The organism is Yoonia sp. I 8.24 (assembly GCF_022096995.1).
Taxonomy (GTDB): Bacteria; Pseudomonadota; Alphaproteobacteria; order Rhodobacterales; family Rhodobacteraceae; genus Yoonia.
In genome coordinates this window covers 369,486-387,325 of sequence record NZ_JACXGQ010000001.1, presented here as the reverse complement: position 1 = coordinate 387,325, position 17,840 = coordinate 369,486, and the positions used below count along the sequence as shown (strand labels likewise).

The following is a 17,840-nucleotide window of genomic DNA, read 5'->3' as shown; positions in this document are numbered from 1 at the left end:
CATGATTTCCGCAGATATCCAAATCGTCATGCCTGAAATCCTGCTGGCTATCTATGCCATGCTGGCCTTGCTGGCGGCGGTTTACACCAACAAAGACAAATCCGCGTCCTTGCTGACATGGGTGACATCTGGGCTCTTTGTCCTTTTGGCGCTCTGGATCGGCGTGAACGGGCAGGGGACACAGACTGCTTTTGACGGCATGTTCAACGATGATGCCTTCTCGCGCTTTGCGAAGATTGCGATATTGCTATCTGCTGCGGCTGTTTTGATGATGTCCGAAGCCTATATGAAGCGCCGCGGGTTGCTGCGCTTTGAATACCCGATCCTTGTGGCCTTGTCGGTCGTGGGGATGATGGTCATGGTTTCGGCTGGCGATCTGATGGCGCTGTATATGGGGCTAGAGCTTCAATCGCTGTCACTTTACGTTGTGGCGTCGTTGCGCCGCGATAGTGTCAAATCGACCGAAGCCGGGCTAAAATACTTTGTGTTGGGCGCGCTATCATCGGGGCTGCTGCTATACGGCGCGTCCCTGACCTATGGTTTTGCGGGCACCACATTGTTCAGCGGCATCATCGAGGCGAGCGCGCATCACCCATCACTGGGGCTGCTATTCGGCATCGTGTTCTTGATCTCTGGGCTTGCGTTCAAAGTATCGGCGGCACCATTCCACATGTGGACGCCGGATGTTTACGAAGGTTCGCCAACACCTGTGACGGCTTTCTTTGCGACTGCGCCAAAATTCGCGGCGATGGCGATGTTTGCGCGGGTTGTGCATGATGCATTTGGCCACATCGTGTCCGATTGGCAGCAGATCGTAGCTTTGCTTGCGGTCGTGTCCATGTTCCTTGGCGCGGTAGCAGCGATTGGACAAAAAGACATCAAACGTCTGATGGCTTATTCATCCATTGCGCATATGGGCTTTGCTTTGATGGGCTTGGCGGCTGGCACAGTTTTGGGCGTGCAGGCGATGCTAATCTACATGGCGATCTATGTGACCATGAACATCGGCGCCTTTGCGTTTATCCTTGGGATGGAACGCGATGGCCGCCCGGTGACCTCAATCGAGAGCCTCAAGATGTATTCCAAGCGCCAGCCGCTACGCGCACTTGCGCTGCTGGTCTTGATGTTCAGCCTTGCAGGGGTGCCGCCAATGGTTGGCTTCTTTGGTAAATTCTACGTGCTGCGTGCGGCCTTTGATGCCGGTTTGGCGTGGTTGGCAGTTGCGGGTGTGATCGCTTCTGTGATCGGCGCGTTTTATTACCTGCGCATCGTCTACTACATGTACTTTGGCGAAGAAACGGAGCCATTGGATGGCAAGATGAACCCTGTTCTATGGGGCTTCTTGATGGCGGCTTCCTTGGCGATGTTGATCGGCGTGATCAACCTGTTCGGAATCGAACCGATTGCCCAAGCCGCGGCAGAAGCGCTTGTTAACTGACAATACACACGCGCATTGGCCTGATGGCTATGCGCGTGTCATTCTCGACAGCGTGGATAGCACGATGGCCGAGGCGGCACGCCGCGCGCCGACCTTAGAACACCCCACTTGGATAATGGCACATACCCAAACCGCAGGGCGCGGTCGCCGTGGGCGGCCTTGGGTGGATCCTGCGGGCAATCTGATCGCCACGCTCGTATTTAAGCCTGATTGCGCGCTCGCCGAAGCGGCCCAACGGTCATTCGTTGCCGCGAATGCGTTGGCGGCGGCGCTATCTGTCTATGTGCAACCTGAAAAACTGGCGCAAAAATGGCCTAACGACGTGTTGTTGTCTGGTGGAAAAGTCGCAGGGATATTGCTCGAAAGCAGCGGGCAGGGGCCGAAAGTTGACTGGTTGTCGATCGGCATCGGCGTGAACCTTGTCACGGTGCCGCAGGCGGTCGAAAACGCAGCCTTTGCGCCCACCAGCTTGCGGACCGCTGGCGGGTGGGATGTTGACCCGGTCGATTTCTTATCGGTACTTGCACAGGCATACGCGACCCAAGAAGAAAACCTGCGTAGCTTTGGCTTTGTGCGCATCCGCGACGACTGGCTCGCCAAGGCGGCGCGCTTGGGCGAGGTGATCACCGCCCGCACCGGGCGCGAAGAGATCACTGGGCGCTTTGATACGGTTGATCTGGACGGTAATCTTGTGTTGCAGACGACCCAAGGCGCACGTCTGATCGCGGCTGCTGACGTATATTTTTAGACGGGAGATGACCCATGCTTTTGGCGATTGACTGCGGCAATACCAATACCGTGTTCTCTATCTGGGATGGAGAAAGCTTTATCGCGACATGGCGGACCAGTACCGAATGGCAGCGCACGGCAGATCAATACTACGTCTGGCTGTCGACTTTGATGGCTGTGCAAAAGCTCGACGTTGAGATTACCGAGATGATCATCAGCTCGACTGTGCCCCGCGTTGTATTCAATCTGCGTGTCCTATCCGACCGCTATTTCAATTGTCGCCCCTTGGTGGTGGGCAAACCTGATTGCTTGCTCGCACAGCAGCCGCGCGTCGATGAAGGCACCGCTGTTGGGCCAGACCGGATTGTGAACGCGGCGGGGGCCTATGATCGTTTTGGCGGTAACCTGATCGTTGTGGATTTTGGCACGGCGACCACGTTTGACGTGGTGGACACAGACGGGGCCTATGTCGGTGGGGTAATCGCGCCGGGCGTCAATCTGAGCCTTGAAGCGCTGCACAATGCCGCCGCCGCGCTGCCCCATGTTGATATCACCATGCCGCAGCGTGTTGTGGGCACAAATACTGTGGCTTGCATGCAATCTGGTGTCTTTTGGGGTTACATCGGGCTGGTCCGCGAGATATGTGCGCGGATCAAAGCGGAGCGCGATGCCCCAATGAAAGTTATCGCAACCGGGGGGCTCGCACCCCTGTTCCAACAAGCGGACAATCTGTTCGATTCATATGACGACGATCTGACGATGCACGGGCTGACCGTGATCAATAAGTACAATAAGGAAAACACATGACCGACCGCCTGATTTACCTGCCTCTTGGGGGCGCCGGCGAGATCGGCATGAACGCTTATGTTTATGGCTATGGCGCACCGGGCAAGGAACGGTTGATCGTGGTCGATCTTGGCGTGACCTTCCCGGATATGGACGGCACGCCGGGCGTGAACCTGATCTTGCCCGATATTTCGTGGCTTGTGAAACGCAAAGCCCAGATCGAAGGCATCTTTATCACCCACGCCCACGAAGACCACGTCGGTGCCATTGGGCATTATTGGGAACAGCTTGGCGCGCCTGTCTATGCGCGCCCGTTCACGGCCAATATCGCCCGCCGTAAGCTGTCAGAACATGGTTTGCCCGATAGCGTGGTTACCGTCGTCGACGTCTACCCGCAAGTCATCGATTGTGGCCCGTTTAAAGTGTCCTATCTGCCGATCAGCCACTCTATCCCTGAAAGCGCAGGCCTGTTGATTGACAGCCCCGAAGGGCGCGTTCTGCACTCTGGTGACTTTAAGATCGATGAAACCCCAGTTGTCGGTGATCCGTGGAATGCCGCGCTTTGGGAAGAAGTGTCTAAGGACGGGGTAAAGGCGCTTGTTTGCGACAGCACCAATATCTTCTCAACCGCCGAAGGCCGGTCAGAGGCGACGATTGGCGACGCGATTGCGGACATGATGAAAGAAGCGACAGGTATGGTCGTGGCCACCACATTTGCGTCCAACATCGCGCGTTTGAAAACGCTCGCGATTGCTGCAGAAAAGGGCGGGCGCTCAGTTGTATTGCTAGGCCGCGCGATGCGCCGCATGGTCGAAGCGGCAACCGAAGTCGGCATTCTGTCTGGCTTCCCACCTGTCGTGTCGCCTGAAGATGCGCTGAATATGCCGCGTGAAAACGTGATGCTGCTGGTGACCGGATCGCAGGGCGAACGGCGCGCGGCATCTGCGCAGTTGGCGCAAGGGTCGTATTTGGGCCTGAAGTTGAAAGAAGGGGATACGTTCCTCTTTTCATCTAAAACCATCCCCGGCAATGAACGCGGCGTGATCCGGATCATGAACCAATTGTCTGAATTGGGCGTTGATGTGATTGATGACGCAGGTGGTAAATACCACACGTCAGGCCACGCAAACCGCCCCGATCTGGAAACCATGCACGAGATCGTCAAACCCCAAATCCTGATCCCCATGCACGGCGAACACCGCCATCTGCGTGAACATGTAAAGGTCGGCAATGCGAAAGGCTTGACCGGGATTGTTGCCGTCAACGGGATGATGATTGACCTGTCCGGCAATGCGCCCAAAGTCGCTGAATATATCGAAACAGGCCGTACTTATCTTGATGGTACCGTGCAAATAGGCGCAATGGACGGCATCGTACGCGACCGGATCCGCATGGCGCTGAACGGCCATATGATCGTGACGTTGATCATCGACGAAAACGACGAACCGCTGGGCGACCCTTGGGTTGAAATCTCTGGCATCGCGGAAACTGGTCGAAACAATGCGGCGCTGGTCGATGTGGTCGAACAAGACCTGAGCCAATTCGTGAACCGCGCCAACGCCAAAACGCTGCGCGACGAAGTGAAGCTGGAAAAAGAGCTGAAAACAATCGCGCGCCGCTCGGCCGCTGCTGAAATTGGTAAAAAGCCTGAGGTGACAGTGATTGTGTCGCGGCTGAGCTGATATGCGAATTCGGGCGAGGGCAGACCTCGCCCATACCGCACTCCGTGGTCATGGCAAAAGAACTAGTGATCGTCGGATATGTTGAATTTGGGTTTTTCCCAGCCGCGCAGAGATGCGGAGGTATAGTTGAAGCCTATTTGCTCTCCTGCACGTTCAAGTGAAATGCCCCAAACGGATACGCCGCGTGGTGGATAGCCCCAATATGCGGGAGCGGTTGCTGTGACGTCTCTCCAATCGTAGGCGAGATCCCAGTCAGAAGTCCATTGCTGCTCCATTTCGATATATTGCGGATAGTTTTCTGCGACATAGGCAACGAAATTCTGTTCTACGTCGATGCGTTCTTGCGGCGAAAGCATGAGCAGAACGTCAGAAATTTCACACGTATGATCCTTAATCTCTAGAACAAGCTTGCTGCTTGGATCGGCCCAGCGGTTTGTTCCTGAAAACTGTTCTAAAGGTACGAGGCCATTAAACCCGCGTACCGAATTGCCCTCGATGAATGGTGCGCAATATTGATCCCACAGCGAGATAAACCGTTGGTCACGTGGTTCATGGGTAGATAGTGCGCCACGCCCGAAGTACCCCAACGCGAATAGTGCCAAAATTATTGGCGCTATTATAAGTATTCGTTACTGGCGCGTACAGCGCATTAGCCCTTCGCACGTTCTTCAAAGCTCATCGCGATAAACGCGGGGGTATCTTCGCCCATACCGACAATCGCGGGGCCATTGTCGCGCGGCTGATTGCGTCCGCGTCCGCCGCGCTGGCGGTTTTCGCGTGGTTTGTGGTCTTGTTCTTGCTTTGGAGCTGGGGCTTTTTCGGCAACGGGGGCTGCCGGTTCCGCAGGTGTATTCTCTTCGGCCTGCTTTGGTTCAACAGGCTTACGACGCGTCCGTGTGCGTGTCCGCTTTGGTTTCTCATCCGCGTCGGCTGCCGGTGCCTTGGAGGCAGGGGCCGCTTTGACCGGGGCTTCTTGGCGTGGAATTTCTTCTTTGACCAAGGCTTCGACGTCCGCGAGGTTTTTGTCGTCGCGTCCGACGCAAATCATGATCGCGGTGCCCGTACGCCCGGCACGGCCTGTCCGGCCAATGCGGTGCACATAGTCTTCGGCGTGGCTTGGCACGTCAAAGTTAAACACATGGGTCACTGCCGGAATATCAAGCCCACGCGCAGCCACATCAGAGGCAACAAGAAAACGCAGTTTGTTATCGCGGAAGGCTTCGAGCGTCCGGGTGCGGTGTGTCTGATCCAAATCTCCGTGGATCGGTGCAGCCTCATAACCGTATTTATTCAACGACTTAGCGACGATATCGACGTCTGACTTACGGTTGCAAAAGATGATCGCGTTGGTGCAGCTATCGCCTTCGCTATCAATCAGATCACGCAGCAAGGCGCGCTTTTCTGATGGTTCTTTCGGTTTGGAAGAGCCTTTGAACAGCACGACGCTTTGTTTGATGTTGGTGTTGGTCGTGGCAGCACGCGCGACTTCGACCTTCGCCGGATTGGACAGGAACGTATTGGTGATCCGTTCAATTTCTGGGGCCATCGTCGCTGAGAAGAACAGCGTTTGGCGGGTAAACGGCGTGCGCTTAAAGATTTCTTCGATATCGGGGATAAAGCCCATGTCCAGCATGCGGTCGGCTTCATCGACGACCATGACTTTCACGTCGGTCAAGATCAGTTTGCCGCGTTCCAAATGGTCCAACAGGCGGCCCGGCGTCGCGATCAGCACATCAACACCTTTGTCGATCAGCTTGTCTTGGTCTTTGAAAGAGGTCCCACCGATCAGCAAGGCTTTGCTCAGTTTGGTGTATTTTGCATAGGCGTCAAAGTTTTCTGCAACCTGTGCCGCCAATTCGCGGGTCGGGGCCAGCACCAGTGAACGTGGCATACGTGCGCGGGCGCGTCCGCGGCCCAAAAGCGTGATCATCGGCAGGGTAAACGCGGCGGTTTTCCCGGTGCCGGTCTGCGCGATTCCAAGAACGTCGCGGCCTTCAAGTGCGGGTGCGATAGCCCCAGCTTGAATAGGTGTTGGTGTATCGTAACCTGTTTCGGCTACAGCTTTTAGAACCTTGGCATCAAGGTTCAAATCAGTGAATTTCGTCATGTGCGTCCTAAGTGTGCGGGATCGATCCGCATTTGTGAAAGGACGCATTTCCCCGAACGCCCCGGTCTTGACGGCCCGTGCCATCCCGTCTGCGGATAGCGAAATTAGGCTTTACCGTCAAGCGACGCAGCATTTACGCCACGGACAGTTGTCAGCTGTGTCTGTCTGGCACCGTCGTTTGGGGCGTTCCTATTTAGGATTCAACAATCACCGCGTTTTCAAGGATGGCGGCGTTCCAAGTTTGCGGGTCGCGTACGGGGGTCATGTCGCCGCGCAAAGTGATCCGTGTTCCTTCTTCTAATCCGCTGATCGGCGTGTCGAGCATCACTTGTACGCTTGCTCCGTGGTTTGGGTCTCCGCAAAACGGGCAAAACCCCATATCTGAAACGAGGATCAGTTCGCGCACGTCTGTGCCGGGCGTGATAGGGACGACATAGCCGGTTAAAACCATGCCCTCGCGACCGTTTTCGATCGCCGCCGGGAATGTTTTGTCGACGCGGTAGGACGTATCGGTCACGGTTTCGGTGATCGCGATCCCGCGCAGCAGGTCCCAATCATCCGATTGTGCCCATGTGACGGTCCCAGAAGTGATGAGTGCGGCGCCGAGCGCCAAAGAACTGACTTGAGCCATGTGTGTCTTCTTTTGCAGGTAGGGTAATACAATAACATTACTTGATCTGCGCGAAGATGGAATAGCTACTTTTGCGATACGCGAGAATAAGCGCATTGCCTGCGCGCATCATCCAATCCGCACGGGTAATGGCTTAGGGCTGCTTACCAGACCATCATTTCTTTAGTAGCGGTCAAAGACACATCAGGATAATCTCGCCCAACCCTGTCGATATCCCATTGCAAACGCGTCAAAAACACCGTGTCGCCGTCGTTATCTGTGGCGATGTGCTGCTTATTGGCCGCGCTGAATTTCTCAACGGCGTCTTTGTCGCCTGTCACCCAGCGGGCAGAGGTGAACTGCGATTGTTCAAACCGGACCGGTAGCCCGTATTCCAATTCGATCCGGCTGGCGAGCACTTCGAATTGCAATGCACCGACAACGCCCACGATAAAGCCTGACCCAAAGGTGGGTTTGAACACTTTCGCAGCACCTTCTTCGGCAAATTGCATCAGTGCTTTTTCAAGATGTTTGGCTTTCATCGGGTCGCCCGCGCGACATGATTGTAGCAATTCGGGCGCGAATGACGGGATGCCGGACACACGAATGTCTTCACCTTCGGTCAATGTATCACCGATGCGCAGTTGCCCGTGGTTGGGGATACCGATGATATCACCTGCCCAAGCCTCTTCAGCCAATTCGCGATCAGCGGCAAGGAACAGAACAGGGTTCGAGATCGCCATCTGCTTTTTCGCGCGCACATGGGTCAGCTTCATGCCGCGATGAAAATGCCCGGAGGCTAATCGCACAAAGGCCACGCGGTCGCGGTGTTTGGGGTCCATATTCGCCTGCACCTTGAACACGAAGCCAGCGACTTTGGGTTCTTCTGGTGCGACATCACGCGGGTGGGCCGATTGCACCTGTGGCTGCGGGCCATATGTTGCGATGCCGTCCATCAGTTCTTTGACGCCAAAGGAATTCATCGCAGAGCCAAACCAAATCGGGGTCATGGACCCGTTCAGCAGCGCCTCTGGGTCCAATGCCGGAAGCAGCTCTTTTGCCATTTCGATTTCTTCAAGGAATTTTTCAAGCAAATGCGCGGGCACATGTTCGGCGAGTTTTGGATCCTCTAGGCCGCTGATTTGGATGCTTTCGGAAATCTTGTTGCGGTCCGCCCGATCCATTAGTTCCAACTTGTCGCGCAAGATATCGTAGCAGCCGATAAACTCGCGGCCAACGCCGATCGGCCAAGAGGCCGGTGTAACGTCAATTGCAAGATTTTCTTGAATTTCGTCAATAATCTCGAACGTATCGCGGCTTTCGCGGTCCATTTTGTTACAAAAGGTCAAGATCGGCAGGTCGCGCAAACGGCAAACTTCGAACAGTTTTTGCGTTTGGCTTTCCACACCTTTGGCCCCATCGATCACCATCACCGCGGCATCCACGGCGGTCAGCGTGCGGTAGGTGTCTTCGGAAAAGTCAGAGTGACCGGGCGTGTCGACAAGGTTGAAGCGATACTGTTCAAAATCAAATGACATCGCTGACGCCGAAACCGAAATTCCGCGATCTTTTTCCATCTGCATGAAATCAGACCGCGTGCGGCGTGCTTCGCCTTTGGCGCGCACCTGTCCGGCCATTTGAATGGCGCCACCATACAAAAGGAATTTTTCGGTCAATGTCGTCTTGCCCGCATCAGGGTGCGAGATGATCGCAAAGGTGCGGCGACGGGCAATTTCAGCGGGCAGGTCAAGGCGATTTGTCATGGCGCATGCTTTATGCGGTTGGCGGGCAAAGGGCAATCCACTGCGCGTTTAACGATTGCTTTGGGTTTTGCTGTCTAGATGGGATTTATGAAATTACAGATTTTTTGTCTTGTGTTGGTTTTGTTTGCGGCGGGTTGCGGCGGCGGTGGCGGCGGTGATGATCCCGGCTCTGGGATTGATCCGCGTGTTGCCCGTTTGGATGCATTTGATGCGCAGCGCATTCGGGTATTAGGTGACGTGGAAACCGGGGCGATTGGTATGGCACCAACGCCTGACGCCGCCATTCCGGTAACAGGGGCAGCAGATTTTGATGGGTTTGCGACGATACGGGTTGAAAACCCCAGCGCGCCGCTTGTGCTTTATGGTGATACGCTTGTTACGGTTGGGTTCGATACAGGCGATGCGACAGGGGCGATGTCAGCGTTTTTTGGCACAAACGCGACGGGTGAAGTTGTTGACTATGCAGGTGAAATTGCCATCGATGCGGGGCGTATCGCGACGGATGTTTCGCTCGACTACGGCGGGGTGCTGACCGAAGGGACTAACACATTGGTGTTTGATGGCACCATGACTGGCGCCTTCTTAGGGGATCCGCTGGCTGCTTTAACCACCTCTGATCTTGAGGCCGGGGTGATCTACAATGGCGCGCTTGTAGACGCGACATTGGTCGTTGTCGCAGAAACGCCCCCGCCGCCTTAACCTTACGTTAACGATGTTGCGCGCAATTTGATGCGATGAAATATCATTGGATCATGTGGGGGATGCTGACCGCCTGTGGCGGCGGGGGCACGGGGGGCGGAACTGCTCTTGCGGGTTTTGATGGGTTGCACGATGAGGTGACCGGGCTTGGCGTGACCCCGGTTGGTGATTTGCCGACGCAAGGCAGCGCGAGCTATGCGGGGCTCATTCAGCTCGATCTGCCGATTGACGGGACAGCACAAACGTTTGAGGGCGCGTTTGACGTCACCTTGGGCTTTGACGCAGGCGGAACCCCGGTGACGGGCAGCGTGACGGATTTAGCCTCGGATGCGATATCCTTGACGGGCACATTGCAGATCGACAATGGGGCAATGAACCCTGGCGCGGTACCCAGCCTCGATTATCAGTTCACAGCGGACATCGGCGGCGCATTGGATGAAAGCGGGACGATTTACATCATTGATGGCACCGTCGCAGGCGATTTTTATGGCGCGCAATGGGAGGGGATCGCAGGGGTGGCCTTTGGCGATATCACCCAAGGCACGACTGTTGATATCTTTGATGGCACATTTGTCGGTGAGCGCACACCTTAGCCACGCGATGCGCGACGTAGCAGGTCAGCAATATCGGCGCTTGGCGTAATATCACCTTGAAATTCGTAGTCTTGCGGGTCGCGTGGGGTATGGTTCTTGGGGGTAATATTTGTCGATAGCGCGGCACGGCTGCGCTGGTCGATAAGATGCGACTCGGCGGCGATCCCTTCGGCAAAGATGATGAAGTGCTCATCGAAAATGAGCTGAAAATAGTCCACAAACCCGCCCTTGCGGCGCAAGACAGATGTGCCATCGACAAGCTTGCGGGCCTTGATCAACACCTCTGGGCGGCCCGCCCCAAGGTAGTCTGCCCTTTGGTAAACCATAAGCCGATGATCAGGGCGCAACACCAAATCGTTTTCATTGTGCAGCGCACCTTTGGTGATTACGACCGGGGCAAAACGCCCCGTGGCCCGCAATGTGCACTGCCCAATCATACGGATCGGCTGTTTACCGCTATCGCGGGTTAATATCTCATCACCAACGGCAAGGGCCTCGATGGGGCGCATCATGCCATTTCCCATCGTGATCAACGTGCCGCGCGCGAACGAGCCGCCAGCAGATTGCGCGAACCGTTTAGTGGCACTGTGGCGTTCAACCCCGATGAGCCGGTAGCCGGTAGCCGGCGTAAAATCGCCAAGCGCAAGCACATGCACAGCGGCGATGAGATCACCTGTCACCTCGACAAGTATAACCGCCTCATGCGTGCCGCCGTCTGGCGCGATCAGCGTCAGACAACAATCGATATGGACGAGGTTATCCGGCCTCGCTGCGGGCCGTAGCGTTTGCCCATCATCAAGCAACGCAAGACCAAATATGTCCGCATCCGCGCCCATCTGAAACTGGTCGTCCATCAGCAAATCATCAGCAAACGACAGTGGCTCACCAATCCGCACGCCTTCGCAGACAGTGAAATCCTCGGCGCGGTAGACGTCTATGGTCAGTTTGTGATTGGTCATGTCCCTTCAGATATACGTGACAATTTCCGAAGGGAATAGACCCGGTGTATTTGCGGTGCTAGATGTGCGCCAAGCCACGAATGGAGAAGAGTCGATGGATCTTGGAATCAAAGGTAAACGGGCGCTGGTGTGTGCCTCGTCAAAAGGTTTGGGGCGCGGTTGCGCAGAGGCGCTAGCCGAAGCGGGCGTTGACCTGGTGTTGAACGCGCGTGGGGCCGAGGCCCTAGAGGCGACCGCAGCAGAAATCCGTAGCAAATACGGTGTTGATGTCACCACTGTCGCTGCTGATGTGGCGACCGAAGAAGGGCGCGCGGCCTTGCTTGCGGCTGCAGGCGACGTTGATATCTTGGTGAACAACGCGGGTGGGCCGCCTCCGGGGATGTGGTCTGATTGGGACCGTGACGATTTTATTGCTGCTTTGGACGCCAATATGCTGGCCCCGATTGCATTGATGAAAGCATTGATGCCCGGAATGATTGACCGTGGCTGGGGCCGCGTTGTGAACATCACATCGGGGTCTGTTAAGGCGCCGATCCCGGCGCTTGGCCTGTCGAATTCAGCGCGCGCTGGGCTGACAGGTTTTGTTGCAGGCACCTCACGTCAGGTCGCGCAAAAGGGTGTAAACATCAACAACCTGTTGCCGGGAATTCATGCCACCGACCGCGCCGCGAGCCTCGATGCTGGCGTATCAAAGGCCCAAGGCATCGATATCGCAGCCGCAACTGCCCAACGCAAAGCAACAATTCCCGCGCGCCGTTACGGCACTGCGGCTGAATTTGGTGCCGCATGTGCGTTCCTTTGCTCCAATCAGGCTGGCTTTATCGTTGGTCAAAACCTTGTGGTTGACGGTGGCGCGCTGAACGCGACGATCTAATGGCACAAGGGTTTAGCCTGAAAGACCAACTGTTCAATCCTGAAACGGTTGGCCTTTTGGGTGATCACTTTGAAAAGGCGGGCGTCTTTGAAGCCGCCCCCTTTACCAGCGACGTATTGGCGCAGATGGGCCCGCTCGAACTGAAGGCGCGGATCAATTGGATCGCCGAGGTTTTGGTGCGCTACCTGCCCAACAATTTTCCGGCAGCGGCTGATGCCATTTTGGCGGCCTTACCCCCGGCGCTTGATCGAACCAAATCTGACGATGATTTTGGGCATTTCATCTACGCCCCTTTGGGTGTGGTTGTTGAAACCATGGGGATTGCAGATCACCGCGATATAAGCCTCGACTTGATTGCAGAAATCACCCAACGGTTTTCAATGGAATATTCTATTCGCGCGTTCTTGAATGCCCATGAGGCCGCGACGTTGGAACGCATGCACGATTGGGTCAGGCATGACAGCTATCACGTGCGCAGGCTCGTTTCCGAAGGGACGCGACCTAAATTGCCTTGGGGGCAGGGGATTGGGGTGAATACTGCGCAAGCCCTCCCGTTGTTGGACCAGTTGCACGCGGATAACACCCGCTTTGTCACCCGGTCAGTCGCGAACCATTTGAACGATATCAGCAAAAAAGACCCGGACGCCGTGATTGGGCGATTGTCCGATTGGCAAACCAAAGACGCGCAGACCACGCCTGAATTAAGCTATATGCGCAGACATGCTTTGCGCGGTTTGGTGAAAGCCGGGCACCCAGCGGCGATGCTGCACTTGGGATATCGGCCAGATGTGGGTGTCACAGTGACGCAACTTACCATTGCGCCCAACCCCATCCAAATTGATGAGACAGCCGCGATTTCTTTTATCGTGGAGGCGGCAGAAGATGCGCCGCTGATCATCGATTACGTCATCGACTTTGTGAAGGCGCAGGGCAAAACTTCTCCCAAAGTGTTCAAATGTAAGCAGGTGTCGGCCAAAGCGGGCGTGCCGATCATAATCAGCAAGAAACATAAGTTCAAAGGCAATGCCACGACATTTCGCCTGCATCCCGGTGCCCACCGTCTTCACGTGCAAATCAATGGGAAGATCGCCCAAACCTGCGATTTCGCTTTGCATTAGCTTGCCCTGATCAGCCGCGCTTGCTAGGTGCGGTGAACCAATGTTTCCGTCAGGGATTGCGCGCCTTATGCTGACCCCCCGCCTTGAGATCAAGAATATCGTCAAATCCTTTGGCGGGCGGCAGGTTGTCGACGACCTGAGCCTGAGCGTGATGCCGGGGCAGGTGACCTGTCTGTTGGGCCCATCGGGGTGCGGGAAATCCACGACGCTGCGCATCATTGCCGGCGTCGAGATGCAAGACAGGGGCACCATCCATGTTGATGGGCATCTCGTCTGCGATACGGTTTTTCGTGTCCCGCCAGAAGGGCGCTCAATCGGCTTGATGTTCCAGGATTTTGCGCTGTTTCCGCATCTGAGCGTCGGGCAAAATGTTGCGTTTGGGCTGCGCGGTGACCGAAACGCGGTAGCGCGTGTGCAAGAGCTTTTGCAAAAAGTCGGCATGGCCCGTTTCATCGACGACTATCCGCACCAACTGTCAGGCGGCGAACAGCAGCGTGTCGCATTGGCGCGTGCCTTGGCACCCCGCCCCCAAATGATGCTGATGGACGAACCTTTTTCGGGTCTTGATGACCGGTTGCGCGATGAAATCCGTGATGAAACGCTGGAGGTGCTCAAGGGCGAAGGCACGGCCGTGCTGCTGGTCACCCATGAACCTGGCGAAGCCATGCGCATGGCTGATGAAATTGCGCTAATGCGCGACGGCAAAATCGTGCAGCAAGGCGCACCCTATAATATCTATAACACCCCTGTGGATCGCAGGGCGGCGGCATTCTTTAGTGATATCAATGTGATCACGGGCACAGTTGAGGGCGCATTGACTGAAACACCCTTTGGGCAGTTTTTGGCCCCCGGCGTGCCAGATGGAACAGAGGTTGATATTGTGATCCGCCCGCAGCATCTGAAAATTGATTTTGATCGGGCCGGGCACGGACCAAACCCGACCGCCAGCGATGGCGCGCCTGCGCGCGGCGTGGTTGAGCGCGCGCGGTTTGTCGGCGCGTCGAGTTTGGTTTCGTTGCGGATGGATTACGATGGATCGCTTTTGCAGGCGAGTGTGCCGTCGGTCTTCTTGCCACAAATCGGCACGCCGCTCTGGATTATGATCCGTCGGGATCGGTGTTTTGTGTTTCCGCGCGATTAGCCGCAACACGTGCTGACCGTCCTCCGCGCCGCTTGGTGATTTGACTGCGTCGGCGTTCGAGTTCATCCAACACTGTCCGCCGCGCATCCGGCGTCATCTGCGACCAAGCGCCGATTTCATCAATCGTGCGCAGGCAACCGGCGCAAAGCCTGCTTTGCGGATGGATCACGCAGATTTTAATGCAGGGGCTTTCGATCTCATCGCGCGCCCAGATGTCATCGGTCATGTTGCGGCCCGCAGATTGCCCAACCGATCAAGCATCCCTTGTAAGATATAGGCCGCAGCAACGTGGTCGATGACTTCGGAACGGCGCTGGCGCGATGTATCTGCTTCGAGTAGTGCCCGTTCGGCGGCGACGGTCGATAGCCGTTCGTCCCAATAAGTGATCGGTAAATCGGTCAGCCGTTCAAGATTGCGCGCAAATGCGCGTGTCGCCTGACAACGCGGTCCCTCTGATCCGTCCATATTCATCGGCAGACCCAGCACGATTCCCGTGATTTTGCGCGCATTGGTGATTTCAAGCAGCTTGGCCGCGTCCACGCCGAATTTCTTGCGCTTGATCGTTTCTAGCGGCGTGGCCACGGATTTCATTAAATCAGACACGGCGACCCCAATGGTAACCGTGCCCAGATCAAGCCCTGCGAGCGCCCCGTATGCGGGGATTGCAGCAGCAAATTCCTGCGGTGTCTCACAGATCATTCGAGTAGCCCCGCCGTTTGTGCCGCGTCGCGTAGGATGACCATCGCATCCGCATTTGGGCCAAACACCTCTTGGGCTTCGACCCAGATCATGCGCGCGTTGTCCGTTTCCCCCAGCGCGCCGTAGGCCGCGATCAGCCGCGCCCAGTCGGATGCTGGACCGCCCTCAGAGGCCAAACGGTCCGCGAGCCCGGAAACCATCCCGTTGATCATCGCGGCGCGGTCTTCTTCGGTCATGTTTTCGGCATTGGCGATGTCAGCGGCAGAGGGGCCGCGCACTTCGGGCAAGCTGTAATCGATGCCCGCGCGGTAGGCGGCGTCTTCGATTTGCGCGCGTGCAGAGGTAACGTAAAAGCTGTTCAAATCGCCGTTCTCTGCGAAATCGCGCCACAGTTGGTAGGCGAAATCGGGGCGATCCGTCATGTTATAAAGCGACCCCAGATAGTAGCGCGCGCCGATGTTTTGCGGGTCGCGGTCAAGGATGATGCGAATGACGGCCTCGGCCTCGGGCGAGACAAACCCGTTTGCGGCGGCGACCTGAAAATCGACAAGCAGGCGCATGTCATCAATCGTGGCTTCTGCCCCATATATGTCCAGCAGATGGGCTTGCGCAGCCGCCGCTGCGGCGAAATTACGCAATTCGCCTTCGTAATAGGCGAGGCGCGACCATGCCTCAGGGTCGTCAGGGCGCATAGGCGCGATCGTGCGAAGCTGATCCATGGCGTCCATAAAATCTTGCGGCGCATCAACCGGGACCCGCGGAGGTGCGAGCGCCTCAAGCGCTGCTTGACTGGGGCGGTTTTCGCGCATCTCATCACTGGTTGCGATCCGTGTCTCTAGTGGCAGATCATCATAGCCCGGTGCGCCCAAGTACGCGTAGATGCCAAATGTCAAAGCGCAAATCGCGATGGTAATCCCCCCCATCAGTAGCGGCGATGCCCTTCCTGATTGCGGGGTTGTGGTGACAGCTTTGCTGGCCGCCAAAAGCCGTCGCGCGATTTCTACGCGCGCGCGTTCGGCTTCTGCTTCGGGCAGGATGCCACGTTCAAGGTCGCGGTCGATTTCTGAAAGCTGGGCCTTATAGACCGCGATATCGGGGTTCACCGTTTCGGTTTGGGCCGTTCGCAACAATGGCGCTGCCAGAATGCCAGCAACCCCAAGAGTTAACACCACACAAATGAGCCAGAAAATCATGCTATCCACCTAAACAACGTCACGCTGACATAACCATCACAGGCGGCTGTGGAAAGGGGGCTGCGACCACGTGGCAGGGGTGATGTCGCAAAACGGCAGCCAGACGCCGCTGAGAGTATCCTCTTGGCACCGCGATGGGTCCAGTTAGAATATAAGCTCGTCCGACAAATCAGGGAATCGATGATCGCATGAAACGTTATTCCGCCTTTGCCATCGCCCGTGAAGCTATGCGCCAACACACCGGTTGGGACCGCGCTTGGGCCAAACCCGCACCCAAGAAGAAATATGATGTGATTATCGTGGGCGCTGGGGGGCATGGGCTCGCCACTGCCTACTATCTTGGTAAGAATTTTGGCATCACAAATGTTGCGGTGCTGGAAAAAGGCTGGCTTGGCGGTGGGAACACAGGGCGCAATACGACCATTATCCGCTCGAATTACCTACAAGACCCATCCGCTGCGATCTATGAAAAGGCGCGCAGCCTGTATGAAACCATGTCGCAAGACCTGAACTACAACGTGATGTTCAGCCCGCGCGGCGTGATCATGTTGGCGCAAACCCAGCACGAAATCCGCGGCTATCAACGCACGGCACAGGCCAACGCGCTGCAAGGCGTGAAAACCGAATGGATTGGCCCGCAGCGGGTTAAAGAGCTTTGTCCGATTATGAACATTGACGGGCCGCGCTACCCTGTTTTGGGCGGGCTTTACCAAGAACGTGGTGGCACTGCGCGCCATGATGCGGTGGCGTGGGGCTATGCGCGGGCCTGTTCCGATATGGGCATGGATATTATTCAGCAATGCGAAGTCACCGGTGTGCGCAAGGAAAACGGCAAGGTTGTTGGCGTCGATACCTCTAAGGGATCGATCGATTGCGACAAGCTTGGCATGGTCGTGGCTGGGCACGCAGGCGTTGTTGCGCAAATGGCAGGTTTCCGGTTGCCGCTGGAATCTGTAGCGCTTCAGGCGCTGGTGTCTGAGCCGATCAAACCTTGCATGGATGTGGTTGTGATGGCGAACACCGTGCATGGCTATATGTCCCAATCCGACAAAGGCGAGATGGTCATCGGCGGCGGGACAGATGCGTTTAACAACTACACCCAACGCGGATCGTTCCACCATATTGAAGAAACCGTGCGCGCCTTGGTCGAAACATTCCCAATGGTATCGCGGCTAAAAATGCTGCGCCAATGGGGTGGGATCGTGGATGTGACTGGGGATCGGTCTCCCATTCTGTCCAAAACACCCATTGAAGGTGTTTTTGTGAACTGCGGCTGGGGCACGGGCGGTTTCAAAGCGATCCCCGGATCTGGCTGGGCGATGGCCGAACTCATGGCCAAAGGGCAGTCCCCGCTGACCGATGAATTCAGCATGTTCCGTTTCCGCGAAGGCAAATTCATCGACGAAAGCGTCGCAGCGGGGGTGGCACACTGATGTTAATCTTTAGCTC

General features: G+C 56.3%; 18 protein-coding genes. 10 read left to right on the top strand and 8 right to left on the bottom strand.

Translation table 11 applies throughout. The annotated features are described in order from the left end of the window. Position 1 precedes the first annotated feature (1 nt). Genes nuoN through Yoon_RS01960 form a run of 4 tightly spaced genes read left to right on the top strand, consistent with a single transcriptional unit; the run spans position 2 to position 4,635 of the window. Positions 2-1,438, top strand: a complete 1,437-nt coding sequence (gene nuoN / locus Yoon_RS01975) for an NADH-quinone oxidoreductase subunit NuoN (protein ID WP_238109663.1) — start codon at positions 2-4, stop codon at positions 1,436-1,438. Further along, positions 1,428-2,186 (top strand): biotin--[acetyl-CoA-carboxylase] ligase, encoded by a 759-nt coding sequence (locus Yoon_RS01970; protein ID WP_255698625.1) that lies wholly within the window; start codon positions 1,428-1,430, stop codon positions 2,184-2,186. Before nuoN ends, Yoon_RS01970 begins: the two co-directional genes overlap by 11 nt. Positions 2,187-2,200: 14 nt before the next feature. Then, complete coding sequence (locus Yoon_RS01965) at positions 2,201-2,974, top strand: type III pantothenate kinase (RefSeq protein WP_238109660.1); 774 nt, start codon at positions 2,201-2,203, stop codon at positions 2,972-2,974. Further along, positions 2,971-4,635: a ribonuclease J gene (locus tag Yoon_RS01960; protein ID WP_238109659.1), complete on the top strand. Its 1,665-nt coding sequence runs from the start codon at positions 2,971-2,973 to the stop codon at positions 4,633-4,635. Before Yoon_RS01965 ends, Yoon_RS01960 begins: the two co-directional genes overlap by 4 nt. 62 nt (positions 4,636-4,697) lie before the next feature. On the opposite strand, the gene Yoon_RS01955 is transcribed toward Yoon_RS01960, so the two are convergent. The 4 genes from Yoon_RS01955 to Yoon_RS01940 all read right to left on the bottom strand — a co-directional run bounded on the left by Yoon_RS01955 (position 4,698) and on the right by Yoon_RS01940 (position 9,115). Beyond that, entirely contained in the window at positions 4,698-5,237 is a 540-nt protein-coding gene (locus Yoon_RS01955; protein WP_238109657.1) for a hypothetical protein, read from the bottom strand. Between the two features lie 47 nt (positions 5,238-5,284). Then, positions 5,285-6,742: a DEAD/DEAH box helicase gene (locus Yoon_RS01950; protein WP_238109655.1), complete on the bottom strand. Its 1,458-nt coding sequence runs from the start codon at positions 6,740-6,742 to the stop codon at positions 5,285-5,287. A gap of 193 nt (positions 6,743-6,935) precedes the next feature. After that, positions 6,936-7,373: a hypothetical protein gene (locus Yoon_RS01945; RefSeq protein ID WP_238109654.1), complete on the bottom strand. Its 438-nt coding sequence runs from the start codon at positions 7,371-7,373 to the stop codon at positions 6,936-6,938. Between the two features lie 143 nt (positions 7,374-7,516). Continuing rightward, on the bottom strand, positions 7,517-9,115 hold the full coding sequence (locus Yoon_RS01940) for a peptide chain release factor 3 (RefSeq protein WP_238109652.1): 1,599 nt from the start codon (positions 9,113-9,115) through the stop codon (positions 7,517-7,519). An 87-nt stretch (positions 9,116-9,202) separates the two neighbouring features. Between Yoon_RS01940 and Yoon_RS01935 the strand changes: the two genes are divergently transcribed. Then, entirely contained in the window at positions 9,203-9,814 is a 612-nt protein-coding gene (locus tag Yoon_RS01935; protein ID WP_238109650.1) for a hypothetical protein, read from the top strand. Between the two features lie 35 nt (positions 9,815-9,849). Continuing rightward, the gene (locus Yoon_RS01930) at positions 9,850-10,407 is read left to right on the top strand and encodes a hypothetical protein (protein WP_238109648.1); all 558 of its coding nucleotides are present in this window, start codon (positions 9,850-9,852) and stop codon (positions 10,405-10,407) included. Here the strand turns inward: Yoon_RS01930 and Yoon_RS01925 are convergent. Beyond that, positions 10,404-11,366, bottom strand: coding sequence for a Hint domain-containing protein (locus Yoon_RS01925; RefSeq protein WP_238109646.1), 963 nt, complete (start codon positions 11,364-11,366; stop codon positions 10,404-10,406). The genes Yoon_RS01930 and Yoon_RS01925 overlap by 4 nt on opposite strands. Before the next feature lie 94 nt (positions 11,367-11,460). On the opposite strand from Yoon_RS01925, the gene Yoon_RS01920 reads away from it, so the two are divergent. The 3 genes from Yoon_RS01920 to Yoon_RS01910 all read left to right on the top strand — a co-directional run bounded on the left by Yoon_RS01920 (position 11,461) and on the right by Yoon_RS01910 (position 14,499). Further along, on the top strand, positions 11,461-12,240 hold the full coding sequence (locus tag Yoon_RS01920; RefSeq protein WP_238109978.1) for an SDR family oxidoreductase: 780 nt from the start codon (positions 11,461-11,463) through the stop codon (positions 12,238-12,240). Then, positions 12,240-13,358 (top strand): DNA alkylation repair protein, encoded by a 1,119-nt coding sequence (locus Yoon_RS01915; protein WP_238109645.1) that lies wholly within the window; start codon positions 12,240-12,242, stop codon positions 13,356-13,358. The genes Yoon_RS01920 and Yoon_RS01915 overlap by 1 nt, the downstream gene beginning before the upstream one ends. 67 nt (positions 13,359-13,425) lie before the next feature. Continuing rightward, positions 13,426-14,499: an ABC transporter ATP-binding protein gene (locus Yoon_RS01910; protein WP_238109642.1), complete on the top strand. Its 1,074-nt coding sequence runs from the start codon at positions 13,426-13,428 to the stop codon at positions 14,497-14,499. Here Yoon_RS01910 and Yoon_RS01905 read toward each other — a convergent pair. From Yoon_RS01905 to ccmI, 3 genes are read right to left on the bottom strand one after another with little or no spacing between them, the layout of a single operon-like run. After that, on the bottom strand, positions 14,456-14,725 hold the full coding sequence (locus Yoon_RS01905) for a DUF1289 domain-containing protein (RefSeq protein ID WP_238109640.1): 270 nt from the start codon (positions 14,723-14,725) through the stop codon (positions 14,456-14,458). The two genes, Yoon_RS01910 and Yoon_RS01905, sit on opposite strands and share 44 nt — an antisense overlap. Next, positions 14,722-15,198, bottom strand: a complete 477-nt coding sequence (ruvX, locus tag Yoon_RS01900) for a Holliday junction resolvase RuvX (RefSeq protein ID WP_238109637.1) — start codon at positions 15,196-15,198, stop codon at positions 14,722-14,724. Before ruvX ends, Yoon_RS01905 begins: the two co-directional genes overlap by 4 nt. Then, a complete protein-coding gene (gene ccmI, locus Yoon_RS01895) occupies positions 15,195-16,391 on the bottom strand; it encodes a c-type cytochrome biogenesis protein CcmI (RefSeq protein ID WP_238109635.1) in 1,197 nt (398 codons plus the stop codon). Before ccmI ends, ruvX begins: the two co-directional genes overlap by 4 nt. Positions 16,392-16,579: 188 nt before the next feature. Between ccmI and Yoon_RS01890 the strand changes: the two genes are divergently transcribed. Continuing rightward, positions 16,580-17,824, top strand: coding sequence for a sarcosine oxidase subunit beta family protein (locus Yoon_RS01890; protein ID WP_238109634.1), 1,245 nt, complete (start codon positions 16,580-16,582; stop codon positions 17,822-17,824). The last annotated feature ends 16 nt before the right edge of the window (positions 17,825-17,840 follow it).